This is a genomic window from Arthrobacter sp. MPF02, assembly GCF_046605375.1.
Lineage (GTDB): Bacteria > Actinomycetota > Actinomycetes > Actinomycetales > Micrococcaceae > Arthrobacter.
On the sequence record NZ_CP176772.1, the window covers coordinates 184,389 to 198,715 of the forward strand.

Annotated in this window: 9 protein-coding genes and 1 pseudogene; all 10 read right to left on the reverse strand. The window is 60.1% G+C overall.

From position 1 onward, the window contains the following. Positions 1-647: 647 nt before the first annotated feature. A complete protein-coding gene (locus ACLH0K_RS00850; protein WP_411374995.1) occupies positions 648-2,096 on the reverse strand; it encodes a YcaO-like family protein in 1,449 nt (482 codons plus the stop codon). Positions 2,097-2,532: 436 nt separating this feature from the next. Continuing rightward, the gene (locus ACLH0K_RS00855) at positions 2,533-3,111 is read right to left on the reverse strand and encodes a putative toxin-antitoxin system toxin component, PIN family (RefSeq protein ID WP_411374996.1); all 579 of its coding nucleotides are present in this window, start codon (positions 3,109-3,111) and stop codon (positions 2,533-2,535) included. 13 nt (positions 3,112-3,124) lie between these two features. Beyond that, a complete protein-coding gene (locus tag ACLH0K_RS00860) occupies positions 3,125-3,661 on the reverse strand; it encodes a helix-turn-helix domain-containing protein (protein ID WP_411374997.1) in 537 nt (178 codons plus the stop codon). Between the two features lie 126 nt (positions 3,662-3,787). Continuing rightward, positions 3,788-4,432: pseudogene (locus tag ACLH0K_RS00865) on the reverse strand (recombinase family protein). Between the two features lie 313 nt (positions 4,433-4,745). Then, entirely contained in the window at positions 4,746-5,624 is an 879-nt protein-coding gene (locus tag ACLH0K_RS00870) for an aldo/keto reductase (RefSeq protein WP_411374998.1), read from the reverse strand. Positions 5,625-6,424: 800 nt separating this feature from the next. Continuing rightward, positions 6,425-8,155: a glycoside hydrolase family 13 protein gene (locus tag ACLH0K_RS00875; RefSeq protein ID WP_411374999.1), complete on the reverse strand. Its 1,731-nt coding sequence runs from the start codon at positions 8,153-8,155 to the stop codon at positions 6,425-6,427. Between the two features lie 140 nt (positions 8,156-8,295). Further along, positions 8,296-10,137, reverse strand: coding sequence for a glycoside hydrolase family 13 protein (locus ACLH0K_RS00880; protein WP_411375000.1), 1,842 nt, complete (start codon positions 10,135-10,137; stop codon positions 8,296-8,298). Beyond that, complete coding sequence (locus ACLH0K_RS00885) at positions 10,134-10,961, reverse strand: sugar ABC transporter permease (protein WP_411375001.1); 828 nt, start codon at positions 10,959-10,961, stop codon at positions 10,134-10,136. Before ACLH0K_RS00885 ends, ACLH0K_RS00880 begins: the two co-directional genes overlap by 4 nt. A gap of 101 nt (positions 10,962-11,062) precedes the next feature. Further along, the gene (locus ACLH0K_RS00890; RefSeq protein ID WP_411375002.1) at positions 11,063-12,679 is read right to left on the reverse strand and encodes an ABC transporter permease subunit; all 1,617 of its coding nucleotides are present in this window, start codon (positions 12,677-12,679) and stop codon (positions 11,063-11,065) included. A gap of 81 nt (positions 12,680-12,760) precedes the next feature. Then, positions 12,761-14,041: an extracellular solute-binding protein gene (locus ACLH0K_RS00895; RefSeq protein WP_411375003.1), complete on the reverse strand. Its 1,281-nt coding sequence runs from the start codon at positions 14,039-14,041 to the stop codon at positions 12,761-12,763. Positions 14,042-14,327 lie beyond the last annotated feature (286 nt).

Consider the following 14,327-nt stretch of genomic DNA (forward strand, 5'->3'; position numbering starts at 1 on the left):
CTATTTCCAGCCGTGGAAAACCCGGATTGACCCCAACTATGGACAGCCCGCATGACTACCATGACCGTTCGCCAACACCATGCGCTCGAGAACAGCTCCGGGGGGATTCGGCGCGCCGACGAGCAAGCGGGAGCGGTGGCCGACGACGGCGGGATTGAGCCGCTCCCCTCGACGGTTTCACGTTAGTCCCCAGGGCATGCTATCCGGGTTCGACAGCCCAGTGGGTGATGTTAGGGCAGCGCTGACAAATGCTTGGTCCCTGCTCAGCACGCCACCGGCATGAGCCAGCTTATGGCACGAGACATTCACGGGGTGCTCGGGTGCCGGCAGTGAAGTAGCCCACTCGGCTACAGCGCACCCCGATTCCGAGTGGTTGGGACAAGCGCCTCGGGCGCAAGGGTGAGTGGTGCGGGTTTTAGCTGGGTCGAAGTCGGCGGTACGCATTCCGATGGAGCCTAGGAATACCCAGTTCTTTCCGAGCCCGGATCGTTGGGCGAAAGGCTTGCCGGCTCGCGTAGGATCCCGCTAGGGCACATAGACCGCACCTGTTTAGCCATCACTTTCCGTCCTCCCCGACATGCAGTACTGGTGACCTAGGCCTGGTTAGTCCCACCGTTCGTCAATTCAACGCATTTTGCGAGGAGGGATCATGCAATGAAATGGGGAAGATCGGGTGCTGTGCTCCATGACGGCCGGTGCTCTAGGGACGCACCAAACGATATGGGAAATACATGAGGTGACAACACCCGGTAGGTGCGGATCGGGTCCGGTGAGTCAATTTCCACTGACAACGGACGATACTTTTCAATAACCCGGGTGATGTTGTTTAACGGTTTCGGTGTCGCATAGGTGCTGGGTGCCTTTGCGGACTTCAGGAATGACCAAGCGGTCCGTTGTGGGTCATACGCGTGAAATCTTCCATGGTGGATCGGAGTGCTAATTTCGTCAGCCGGGATAGGATCTTCTTTCAGTCCTCGATGGCCCGCCATACCGACTTCGGCCTCGTGTAGCGCTTTGACCACGGCTGCTTCCCAGGTGGGTGCCGCGGCAGAACCGAACGCGAACGCAGGGAACGTATCATCGGCGCCTATTGCTACGCCTGCTACAGGGACACCTTCGGTGCTGTAGTCCAGGACAAGCAGTTCGTATCCCTGCGTGTGCCAGTAGTCGCGACGGTTGTTTAGATAATCGGTAAGAACATCAGATGGCACTGATATTGGTTTCTGCTGGGTGTGCCAGGAGGTAAGAATGGAGTGCCGCTCGATGAGCTCGAATAGTGCCCTGTGTATGGCCTCGTTGGAATCGGTGTGAGAAGCGATTCCGGACGAGTTCGCTGCGGTTAACAGTTTGCGCCCTAGACGCTCGGTAGAGAGCGGGTAGTACACGAAATCTACTGGCACGAAGGTTTCAGTCCCGCTGTACAAGTCTTGGGCAGCGACCCACTGCAACGGTTCGTGGGGGTCGAAGTTGGCCAGATAGTGGTGCGCTTCGATCTGTTCGGTGGTGAGCGGCGCGTACGCGTAAGGGTCGAACCCTGGGTTGACTTCGGTGGCGGGCCCGATCCGGTCCACCCGCATGTTGCCGGACGCACTCCGTTCGATGCACTCCACGATGGCTTTGGCTCGGGCGGCCGTGATCGATGCTCCGGTGCCGCCGCAGGTGCGATTTTCAGAGGGCGACGGAATATCCTCGTTTTCGGGGCGGATGGTTGCCAGCACCTGGTGGAAGGACAGATCGCCGGGCTTGCGCCACAGGTCTGTAATGCCGGTGCTCTCTACGATTCGGCCCTCCCCAACGAACCTGTCATCTAAGTCGTTGTGCAATTGCTCCAAATCGACGTCAGGCAACTGTTGTGTGGCTGGTTGGCCGAGCGCGATGGTTACAAGGGTCCGTACTTGCGGCGTATCGGCACCGAACAGTAGGCGGCCCAGGGCGGCATCGTCGTACCCGCCAAACACAAGGCTCCCAAATCCTGCTTCGCGAGCTGCGCTCTCAATCCGCTCGGCGGCGATCCCTGCTTCGATCAGCGTATATCGCCATCCACGGTTCGAGTATTTTCTTGTTTGCCGGTCCATGTCCCCGGCCACCACGATCACGGCGGGAGCGTTATGGACCCCATCCTCCCGGTTGACTCTTGACAACAATGGTGTCCTTGACACCAACAAGATAGCCTAGGAGAACGACATGCCTAAACATGCCATTGCTGGCCCGGCTACGCATGCCCGAAAGCAGACCCGTTTCGGGTTCCTCCGCTGCCTGCACCAAAGAGCCGATAATGGAGATTCCGTAAAGTACCGTTTCCGGCCGCCGAGTCGGAGAAACGTTTAAAACGGGGAGCGGATGTCGCGCCCCCCGCGGCGGTGCCGGACCGCCCGGTTTTACTCTGGCACCAGGGGTAAGGCCGCTGGTATGAGCTGCCTAAGCTGCAGGTCGTGACGGGATGTCGGATTACGTTCAGTGGACGGAGAACGGCGGTGGCCAATTGTCCAAATGGACAATTCGAGTCTGGCTTGTTGGAAATCCGCTGGTTCGCTAGAGGAGATCCCGAATTAGTGCCGTGACCGCATCCATGCCGTACAGCTTGTTCAGGGTATCCAGAATGTCCTCTGGGGAGGACGCTGTACCCTTGCGCCCTGATCGGGTAGACATGGCCAGGACGGCATGGAGGCCCAGATCCGGCCTCATGGACACCGTGTCAAAGGCAAAGTCCCTGGCACTCACGATCTGGATGCCAGCAGGGATTTTTTCTTCAGGGAAGTCGCGGTAATTCTCGGTTACGATACTGCCAGCGCCGCCCACAACTGCTGCAGCCAACACATGTTCGTCGTCGGGATCGGGCAAACCGTAGGTCCCCTCAAGCCCTTCCCAATTTGTGACGATCGCGTCTCTGAAGCTGGAACGCATGCGGTCAACCAGGTGCAAGGCCTTTTCCCGTGCTTCTTCCACGCTGTCCCCACGCTCGACGCGCTTTATCTCTTCGTTTGCCTCCACCTCCATGAGGATGGCCTCGCTAAAGATAAAGCGGTAAGCCCCCTCGAATGCCAGAGACAACAGAAAATCTCGTTGCGTACTCGGCCAAAGGACGCAGCTGTCAAGAAGGGCGGTGAACATGGTTCCTATCGTGTCATTCCTTGTGCTGTCGGCGGCGCTCCGCCGCTACAGCACGAGCCTTCTTCATCCTATTGATCGCTGCTTCGGGGGTTTCATCGTCCGGCGCTCCCAAGGAATCCAAAGCTTCGTATTGCTCGGCCTTTCGGGCTTCCTTGAAAGCCAGGATGTCTTCAAGCTTGATGCGCCGGTGAGTACCAGGCTTTTCGAAGGGGATCCTTCCGGCATCGAGGAGGCGAACGAGTGTTGGGCGCGTAACGCCCAACAGCTCTGCCGCCTGCTGGGTAGTCAAAGTCATGGAACTGGGTGTGATGGTAATGGCTAGGCCCTTACGCATTGCTTCCACGGTTTTAACGAGCACTTTATAGATTTCGTGGGGGATCTCAACCTGGTCGCCCGCATCAGCACCGGAAAGAAAGAACTGAGGAGATGGTTGAGCGCCGCTCTTCTCAGCGTGGGCCTCCATGAAGTTGTAGATCCTCCCAGTTTGAGGCGTCTCTGGTGCGAGGAAGGTTTCCTTGGTCGCTGTACTCGTAGCCATGGTTTCACTCATCCGTTTTCTACGAAATTATCGTTTTGTTCGTTTTGACTCATGTTAGTCCTTAAAGCTGAGGGAAGCTAGTCGTCGAGCCAACGAGCCCGGCTTCCAAAACAGGATGCAACGCAGCTCCTCATCCGTCTATTCGGCCTGTTCTAACGGCGATAGTGGGCGTTGCATAGGCTCTGGCAAGAGGTTTGACTCGGCGGGCGAGGGGGTTCCCGACATCGTGGCTTGGCGCAGATACTGGTATACGGTCTCCCTGCTGATCCCGTAATCGCGGGCAAGGACGACTTTTGAAATGCTGCTGCCCGCCCGCTGGACCAGCTCGGCCGCCCGCTCCGGAGTCAGGGTCTTTTTTCGTCCCTTGTAGGCGCCGCGCTGCTTGGCCAGGGCGATCCCTTCCTTCTGGCGTTCCCTGATGAGAGAACGTTCGAATTCGGCGAAGGCTTCCATGACTGAGAGCATGAGGTTGGCCATGGGGGAGTCCTCACCCGTGAAGACTAAGCTCTCTTTGACGAACTCCACCCGCACCCCTTTGCGGGTAAGGCCCTAAACGAGGGCGCGCAGGTCATCGAGGTTGCGCGCCAGCCGGTCCATGCTGTGCACCACCACGGTGTCGCCGTCGCGGGCGAATCGCAAAAGTTCGGTCAGTTCCGGCCTGGCAGTGTCCCTGCTGGAAGCCTTGTCAGTGAAGACCCGGTCCAGAACCTGGCCCTCAAGCTGCCGTTTCTCGTTTTGGTCCAGCGTGCTTACTCGTACGTACCCAATCCGCTGTCCAGCCACCGGTGCCTCCAACCTCGCCTTGTCAGGTTGAGTTCTAGGCCTGCCTCAGAAGGAAGTCAAGACGAATCTCGGAAGTTTGTCAGATTGGGGTGTGCCACAACTTGACATCGCTGAGGCTCCTGCCGCTGCGACTGTAACCTCGTTGCGCCGGCTCTCTAAACTAAAGCAGCAGGACGCGGGTGGTGAGTCATCACGCGTAGACCCAACCTAGACCCGACCTGAGGGAGGCCTTGCTTCCAGGGCCCCTCGTGGACTGCTCTGCCAACTGATGTTGCCCTACATTTCGGGAAAGCCGTCCTTGAGCTCTGGCGTTTTAGGTGGAAGCTGCCCAGTCGGAGCCGACATGGCGCCAAGCACGGCCGATGTTTTCCAGTGCCCCAGCTTCAAGGGGACCTCTGCTGACGGCGGCGATGTTCCGGCGTAGGTGGGCAAGTTTGGCTGTGCCGACAATTGCGGTGTGGACACCGGGAGCGTACGCCGTGAAGCGTAGAGCGAACTCTGTCCAATCCAAGTCGCCCGGGTCAAGTTCGAGAGCCTGAAGCCGTTCCCAGTAGAGTTCTGCATAGTGCCCGGCTGGTCGATGGGAGAACCGCCATGGTGCGTTCGCGATCGGACGTTTGGCGATCACTCCTAGTTCGGGTCGACGGCCTAGAACGTGTCTGAGATTCCATTGGTCGGCTATGTTGACACTGGTTTCGATGGAACCGAAGCGACCGGAATCCACAGCGAATGACAGAGGATCATTGTCTCCGCTATAGCCTGCGACACCGATTTTGCCGGCGGCGACCGCCTTGTCCAGAGTCTCTTGCAGGTCGCCGCGCCGCAAAATCTCGATTGGGCAGGAGTGCAAATAGAAGATATCGATGCGCTCCGACTGCGTCAGTCGCAATGACCGCTCGATACTTGCCAAGACGCTTTTTGGCGACCAGTCCGGTTGACCATTGATTGCCTGGCCACCTTTGGTTGATAGCAGGAACTCGTCCCGGCGTCGGCCGATGTGCCGGCCGATACGCTCTTCGCTCAGTCCGTAGCTAGCGGCGGTGTCGATCAGCGTTACTCCGAGGTCCAGTGCCCCGTTAAGCACCTCGGCGGCTTCGGCCTCGGTAACATCCTTTTCACCCACTTGACCGGCGCCGAGGCCGACGACTGAGACATTCAGCGCAGTGTTACCAAAGGGCCTTCGCTCCAACATGCATCCACTCCTAATCCAATACCGCATGCACCCCTCTCGGGATGCGTTGATGGGTCATATACAGCAAGGCTGGCGTTGGCCGTCTTTAGGCGACATGCACGCGGGCGAGGAGCTGGCGTATTGCGTCCGCAGCCAGCTTGGTTCCTACGGCACCGGCCCGGGTGTCTGAAACCGAGCTCCCTACCGTTGCTGAAGGAATCCGTAGTCGCCGCAACAATTCGGTCTCCTCGTCCTTGAACTTTTCTCCCATTTCAAAAACAGTGCCAAGCTGTTATTGAAGTCATGAAGGCTGAAGAGTACGAGGCCGTAGCCGCGTCTGTTCAGTTCCCGGGAGACGACTTGGACCGCCCGCTAGTGAAATACGTCATTCCCTGGAATTGTGAGAATTGCGATAATCCGCGTTCGACCAATCGCAAGTCCTGATGCAGTTGGTGAAGGCATGTATCCGAGTTGGCTCGCGGCGGCGAGGACCTTCTGGCGTGTTTCGTGGGATACACGGGGTAGTCTCAGTCAGCGCACGGGAGACCGTAGCGGTGGAGACGTTTGCGGCATGGGCGACGTCGAAAATGCCGGCATTTACGCTGTTGCGGCGTTGTGAGGCAAGTTCTGAAGGACTGTCTTGCATTTTTGTCTCCTCGGGCCCAGCTTTAGGTGTCATTGCCGGCACCTTTGCTGAAGCCCTGCACGGCGTGGACTTCACCGGACAAAGGTCCGAATGGACGGATTTGGCAAGCCGTAGAGGCGGCGATTGCATGATGGCATCGCCGCCTCTTTGACCTCAAACTATCGTCTGGTGATTTTTAGCCAGTCATCCAAACGGTGGTAGCGGGCGGCAAGGTGCCGTCCTGGGGCAGGGGGCTACTTGACAGGAGCACTTTCCCCGCGGGAAGCGGCGCCGCAGTATCGCCGAAGTTGGTGATGCTGTGCCATCCTCCGGGACGGACAAAGTGAAGCACCTGCGGGTTTGCTTCCTCGATCCATCGCAGTTCCTCTGGCCCTTGCAGACTCCTGCGGAGCGAAAGGGCTTTCCGGTAGAGATTCAGGGTCGATTCCGGTGCTTTGTCCTGCAATTCTGCGGCGACCTCTCTGAACCACTGTGGCTGGGGCAGGTGCGGGTCGGTGGTGCTGAAGCCGAAGGCGGATTCTTCTGCGTTCCAGGGCAGTGGGACGCGGCAGCCGTCTCGTCCGATGTCTACGCCGGGGTTGCGGAAGAACGCTGGGTCCTGGCGTTGCGCGTCAGGAATTTCGGCAACTTCGTGCAGCCCGAGCTCCTCGCCCTGGTAGAGGTAGGCGGAACCAGGGAGGGCCATCATCAGTAATGTGGCGGCCTTGGCGCGCGCGAGGCCGAGATCCCGGTTTAGTTGGTGCTCGGGTGCGCCGGCCAGGAGCCAGGCTTTGCCATCCCGTGCCCCGCCTGCCATCGGCGCGCCGGTGTCCGTGGCGTGGGTTTTCGGACCTGCCGGCCCCTCGAGGAGGCCGTAACGGGTGGGGTGACGCACCACGTCGTGGTTGGAGAACACCCAGGTGGAGGAGGCCCCTGTCGCATTGGATTCTGCGAGGTTCTTAGTGATGGATGAACGGAACTCGCTGGCGTTGAAGTCCGCCGTCAGAAGGTCGAAATTGAAGGCTTGCCCGAGGCCTTCGGAACTGGCGTAGCGGGCTCTGCGGGACGGGTGGACCCATGCCTCGGCTACGGCCATCCGCGGCGGGTCGTACTCGTTGAACACCTGCCGCCATTGGGCGTAGATGTCGTGGACCTCGTCGCGGTCCCAAAATAGGTGCTGCCCGTGTTCTGAGGCCATGCCGGGCATTTCTATTTCAGGGGGCAGGGTCTCGGGTAGGTGCTTGGTCAGGCCATGGGCGACATCGACCCGGAAGCCATCAACGCCGCGGTCCGCCCAGAACCGGAGGGTGGTGAGGAAGTCCTTCCGGACTTCTTCGTTGTCCCAGTTGAAGTCGGGTTGCTCCTTGGCGAACAGGTGGAGGTACCACTGCCCGGAAGTTCCGTCAGGCTCGGTGATGCGTTCCCAGGCGGAGCCGCCGAAAATCGATTTCCAGTCCGAGGGCGGTTCGTTTCCGTCTTGTCCCAGCCCGTCGCGGAAGATGTAGCGGTCCCGGGCTGGGGAACCGGCGGGGGACGCCAGGGCCTCGCGGAACCATTCGTGACGGTCCGAGGAATGGTTGGGGACGATGTCGACAATCAGCTTGATGCCGGCGTCGTGCAGTGCCGCTGTCATGGCGTCGAAGTCGGCCAATGTACCGAGGCGGGGGTCCACGTTGCGGTAGTCGTCGACGTCGTAGCCACCGTCGGCCAGTGCGGAGGGATAGAAGGGGCTCAGCCATACTGCGTCGATGCCCAGATTCTTTAGGTAAGGGACCTTTGCCGTGATGCCGGGCAGGTCTCCGAGCCCGTCCCCGTTGGTGTCATAAAAGCTGCGCGGGTAAATCTGGTAGACGGATGCTTGGCGCCACCAGTCATGAGCCGAGGAGGACTCGAGAGTTTTCGACCGCGATGGGGAAGGGACAGTCATTGATGGTTCCTTTCGAATTCGTCAAAAATTTTGGGTGGTGGTGCGCCGGGCGGCCCGGCGTAGTTGTGCCGTATCGAGGTGCGGTCACTTTGATGGGCATGGAACTAGGCCGCCTGACAGCATTTTGGCAGGACCTACCGTCAGGATGAGGGGCTCGTGGCCGTGTCACAGCGCCAGATGGCAATGGCCGGTCCCTCGTTGGGCAGGGTGATCAAACCCTCCGCGTCTGCGTGGAGATCCGGGGTGCCTGCAAGGCCGCGAAGATGATTGCCGACGACCCCGGTGGGCAGGGTAATGGCGGCATGGTCGGCGCGGGCCGCATGCACCAGGACCGTTTCGCTGGCTGACTCGCGAAGGAAGGTGAAGGCATCATCGGCGATTGTCAGCCAGCGCAGTCCTCCCTCCCGTAGGGCTTCGGACTGTTTTCTGGTTTGGAAAAGGGCGCGTGTGGTGGCGAGCCGGTCATGATCCCATTCGTCCGGGTTGTCCCAGGGGAAGGGGCGGCGGCCATCTTCACCATTCTCGCCCTCTTGCCCGATCTCATCCCCCGCCCACAGCATAGGGATACCCGGCATGGTGGCCAACAGTCCAAACGCCACCGTGACCAGGCGCGGGTCGCCGAGCATGGTCCTGATCCGGAAGGTGTCGTGGGAACCAACAAGGTTGAGGGCATGCTTGTTGGCGCGCCAGGGTACGGCCGCGGCGAAGGCCCGCATTGATCCGACGACGTCTGTCCCGGAGAGACGCGGAATGGCAACAAACGGCCCCGGCTCGAACGGAACGGGCGCTGCCGGCTTCAGCCATTGCCACACCGGGCGGGTAAAGCCGGCGTAGTTCATCACGCCGTGCCAGCCATCAACCTGCAAGTCCTGTGATGCGTCGTGGCTGTGTTCGGCCAGCAGCAGCGCTTCGGGATCAGTCTCAGCCATGGTCCGGCGCAGCGTGGTGGACACCATGTGATTCAGGTCCGTAGTGCCGTGTCGTCCCGTCATATTGGCAACGTCGATGCGCCACCCGTCGAACCCGTCCTGCCCGATCCAGCGGGCCACAACGGAATCCTTGCCCTCGTAGAGGCGCCGGCGCAGTTCCGGATTAGCGTGGTTGAACTTGGGAAGGGACTTGTGCCCGAACCAGCACACGTACTCATCAGGGTGGTGGGTGAAGAGGAAGAATCCTGCCTCGACACTGTCCGGGTTTGCGATCGCTGTTTTGAACCATTCGTGGGCGTCGCCGCAGTGGTTCGTCGTCAGGTCCCCAAGCAGGCGCATGCCACGGGCATGCAAGGCCTCCGAAAGACGGTGCAGGGCTTCATCCCCGCCAAGCAGGGGATCCACGTGCTCGAAACTGGACGCGTCGTACCGGTGGTTTGAACGAGCCGGAAATATAGGTGTCAGGTATACGGTGTCGGCGCCCAAAGAGGCAATGTGCTCCAGGCGGGCGGTGATTCCGTCGAGGTCTCCACCGAAGTACTGGTAAGGGGTCTCCGGTCCTCGTCCTATCACCTTGCTTCCCCAGTCCTCCGGGATGGCCCAGTCCGGTGCGGGCCGGTCGGTTGATTTTGCAAACCGGTCAGGGAAAATTTGGTAGAGAACGGCGCCACTCGCCCAGGCGGGCGGCGGGGAGTAGGCCGTGAGGCGGAAGTCGCAGGCGTCCGTGACGTCACGGGTGTGCAGGCCGGTCCCGTTGAACCACTGATAGCCGCTCGGTGATGCGTCGAGCAGCCACCGGTAGTTCACGACCGGGTTCTCCATCGGGAAATCAGCCTTCAGCCAATACTCATGGTCGTCTTCGTGAGCGATGCTTGTCGCGAGCAGGGCCTGTTCGCCGTCGATGCACACGCGCAGCAGCGCCTTCGTTACGCCGCTGGCGCGGGGAACCCGAAGAAAAACGGTGACTGTTTCCCCCAGCTCGGGATTGGGGTTAGAGACGTACGTCGCGGAACCGTCATGATGTGGGTGGTCCCATAGCTGCACGGCGCTCATCCCTTCACCGCCCCGGCGGTGAGTCCCCCGGTAATGAATTTTTGCAGGAACTGGAACAGCAGAACCACGGGCAGGCTGGTAAGGAGAGCTCCTGCGGCGAAGACGCCAAGGTTGCCCGATCGGTCAGCGTCGATGGTGGCGTAGAGGCCGACCGCCAGGGTCTTCACGTCATTGTCGGTGAGGAAGATTGATGCCAGGACGAATTCGCCGAGCACACCGATGAAAGACAACAAACCGGTGACTGCCAGGATCGGGGTTATCAGTGGAAAGATGACACGGAAGAATACGGTGGCGTGGCCTGCTCCGTCCATGATCGCTGCTTCATCGAGTTCTTTCGGGACCGAGTCAAAGAATCCTTTGATCAGCCATACCTGTGAGAGGGCTCCGCCCATGAGCAGGAGTCCGTAGCCCAGGAGGGTGTTCAGTCCCAGCTGGGGGATGACCTCACCGATGGCGGTGAACATGAGGTACAGCGCCACGACGGCCAGGAACTGGGGGAACATCTGGATGAGGAGAAGGCTGAGCAGGCCGATGCGCCGGCCGCTGAAGCGGAAGCGCGAGAAGGCGTAGGCTGCCAGGGCGCTGCACAGAATCTGCCCGAGGGTGACGACTGTGCTGATGATCAATGTGTTGGCGAACCAGCGCAGGTATGGCCGGTTGGGGTCTGTGAAGAGGGCTTCGAAGTGCACGAAGCTCACTTCCCGGGGGATCAGGCTGGTGGACGCCACCGTGCCCAGCGGATTCAGCGCAGCCGAGACGATGAACAGCACGGGGAACAGAGCGATGAACACCGCAGCAATGGCGACGAGGTGCCGCCAGCCCACTTCGGCAAACCATCGGTTCCGGTTGTGTCGGCGCCGGGACCTTGAAGGGCGGCGCGGTTCCTGTACCGGTACATCAACAGGACGTGTCTGGGAAGACGACATCAGTTCACCTCTTCCAGGGTGCGCGTGAAACGGAACTGAATTGCGGCGATGATGCCGGTTAGGACGAACAGCAGCACTGACACGGCTGCGGCGAAACCGAGCTGTGCGCCCTGCCCGCCGAAGGCCAGGCGGTAGGTGTAGCTGATCAGAATGTCAGTTGCTCCCGCTGTGGGGTTTGCGGGGTCGAACGGTCCGCCTTCTGTCAACAGGTAGATGGCGTTAAAGTTGTTGAAATTGAAGGCGAAGGTCGATACGAGCAAGGGGGCGACTGTGACCAAGAGCAGCGGGAACGTGATTTTTCGAAAGCCCAGGAACCCGCTGGCACCATCGATGCGTGATGCTTCCTTAAGGTCCGCGGGGATGGCCTGCAGGGCTCCGGTGCAGACCAGGAACATGTAAGGGAACCCCATCCAGAAATTAGTCAGCAGGATCGCTGCCTTGGCCAGAATGGGGTCACCCAGCCAGTTCAGGTCCAGGCCCAGGGAGTTGTTGATCAGGCCGAAGTCCTTGTTCCAGAAGCTGGACCAGACCAACAGTGCAATGAATCCCGGGATTGCGTAGGGCAGGATGAGAATGGCGCGGTAGAAGCGCTGGCCCTTGATCCGCGGATCGTTCAATGCGGTGGCCAGCCCCAGTCCCAGCAGGAACGTTCCTGCTACCGAGACTGTCGCGAAGATGAAGGTCCAGGCGAATATTTGCAGGAAATCGGAGCTGATTCTGGTGTCTGTGAAGACGCGCTGATAGTTGGCAAATCCGACGTTAGCGAGCCAGGACTGGTCGGAGAGGCGCTTGCCCTCCGGATCGGCGAAGTACTCCCTGTCGCCTTGCTGAACGGGCGTGTAGTCAACGCCGGTTGCCGTATTGGTGATGACGTCGCGCGTCTGGTCGTATTTGAGCGGTGAAGCGCCTTCGAACGCCTGGCGGATGCCAAGTTGCCGGATGGCGCCGCGATCAGTCGGCACCGCAAAATCCTTCAGCGCGTCGCTGGCGTTGTTGACCTCTTGCGGAGTCAGAAGCTTGTAGCCCTCGGCTTCGGTAACGAAACCGCCGGTAACTGTGACGTCGTCCTGTTCAAGCTCCCGAAGGCCGTCGTCGGGGGTGCCTAGGAAGACTTTTTCGCTTTCGGGTTCCACGAGCAGAAAGGCGAACGGCCCGGTCGTGGGGTTTCCTTCGGTTGCTACAGAGAGGTTGTAGCGCGGGGAGTCAGGGCTTTGAACGACGGAGGCGCCAATGATTTGTGAGATGGTTTCTTCTTTTGACGTCCTTGTTCCGTCGCCGAAGTTTGTCGTTGACATCTGGAACGTCATCACGATGGGGTACACCAGGAAGATCACCAGAAGAAGTGTGCCGGGCACCATGTACTTGGCCGGCACCCCGCGACCGGTGATGTAGGTCAGCAGCAGGACGCCGGCGATGCCCCATACTGCTGCGAGAAATCCCCAGCGGCCTGTAGCGACAAGTGCCGGAGTGAGGGCTGCCGCTGAGCCGACAACGGTACCCAGTGCAAGGATTTTGGCGAGCAGGGCCACGGGTTTCGTTGTGCGTTCTTGACGGGTGCCGGGTTCGTCTGTTGCAGGTGACGGAGGACGCTGCAGGCGCTTGAGGGTTTTGATCATGGGGTTCTCCTGGAGTTCAATCTGGGCAGCAGGGCCCTAGGGGGCCGAAGACATGTGCAACGGCCCCCCGGGGACCGTTTCCTACTTGCCGATTGCAGCAGCGATGGTTTCCCCGGCTGCGCGCATCGTGCCTTCCGGCTCAGCGCCGCCAACGAGCGCCGCATAGGCCTGGCCGAGGGGGGCGAAGACGGCAGCCATTTCGGGAATTGCCGGCATGGGCTGGGCGGATCCTGCAGCGGAGGCAAACGTCTCGATGGCGGGGTATTGTCCTGCGATCTTCTCGCGAACGGTCGTCATCGTCGGCGGCAGTTTCGCGCCTTCAAACATCTGCGTCATGCCCTCTTCGGTGTTCATCGCGTTCTCCACGAACTCATGAGCGAAGGCTTCGTTCTTTCCGTTCGATGCCACGTAGAAACCCTGAACGCCCGCGAAGGGCTGAGCAGCAGCCTGTCCCTCGAAACCGGGAATGGGCGTGACTTCGAAGGGGATTCCTGCCTTTTCAACCTGGTTAAGGGCCCAAGGACCAGCCACAAGGTAGGGCGCCTTGCCGTCAGCGAACAAAGAGATGGAGTTGTCAACGCTGATGGAGCGCTTCAGGATGCCGCTGCCCGCTTCACCCAGTGCGTGAATCTTCTTAGCAGCAGCGATCGAGCCCTCACCGCCGACCCCGAGGTCAGACGGATCGGCATCGCCCTGGGCCGTCGTACCGAAGAGGTAACCGCCCATCGAGGTGTACAGCGGCTGCATGTGATAGGCGTCGCCACTGTTGCCCTGCGGCAGGCTGAAAGGCACTTCGACCTTCTTGGCGGCCACGGCCTCCTGTCCCTTAGCGAAGGCATCCTCCAGGGTCGCGGGAGCTTCCGGGACGATGTCGGTGTTGCGGAAAAGACCAAGAGTTTCGATCCCATACGGCAGCGCGTACACCGAGTCGTTGTACGTCACAGCCTCAACAGCTGTTTCGGCGTAGCCCTTGAGTTGATCAGGAGCGATCTGCAGTGGATCGATTGCGCCGTTCTGGACGAGATTGCCGAGCATGTCATGGGCGCCGGTAAACACATCCGGTCCATTGCCTGCAGCGTTTGCTGTCACAAGGGCAGTCTGGAACTCACCCGAGATGACCTGGACGGCCACGCTGATGCCATTGTCAGCCGCAAAATCTTCGGCGAACGCGCGAATCGAATCGGCCTTCAGGTTGTCGGTCCAGATCACCAGATCGGCATCCGCCCGCTCGGGGGCAGCAGTGGACCCCGCCGCCGCAGGCGCCGATGTGGCCGTCTGGTTTCCTTCGTTGGCGTTTCCACACCCTGTAAGCAGCAGCATGGCGGTAGCGGTAACCGCGAGAGCGCCCTGAATCCTACGCATCTGTTTCTCCTTTGAAAGAGGGGGGCCGCATCGCACCTCTTTGGGAGGGCGGGGCTCGTGACGTGTGTCACCATTGAGTGTAAGCGTTTCCAATTCGGGCGTCCAGTACCGTACGCCAACGCTTTCAGGAAGGAGACATTAAGCCGGGCAAGACCCGGAATCTGCCGTATTTTCTCCCGTGCGCGTTGAATAGAAACGTTTACAATAGCTTTACTAGGTAGTGGTGGCGCGTGATTTGCTGGGACTCGATCAATCGGCGGTGACCAGAAGAAACCAGAGGTTCGAT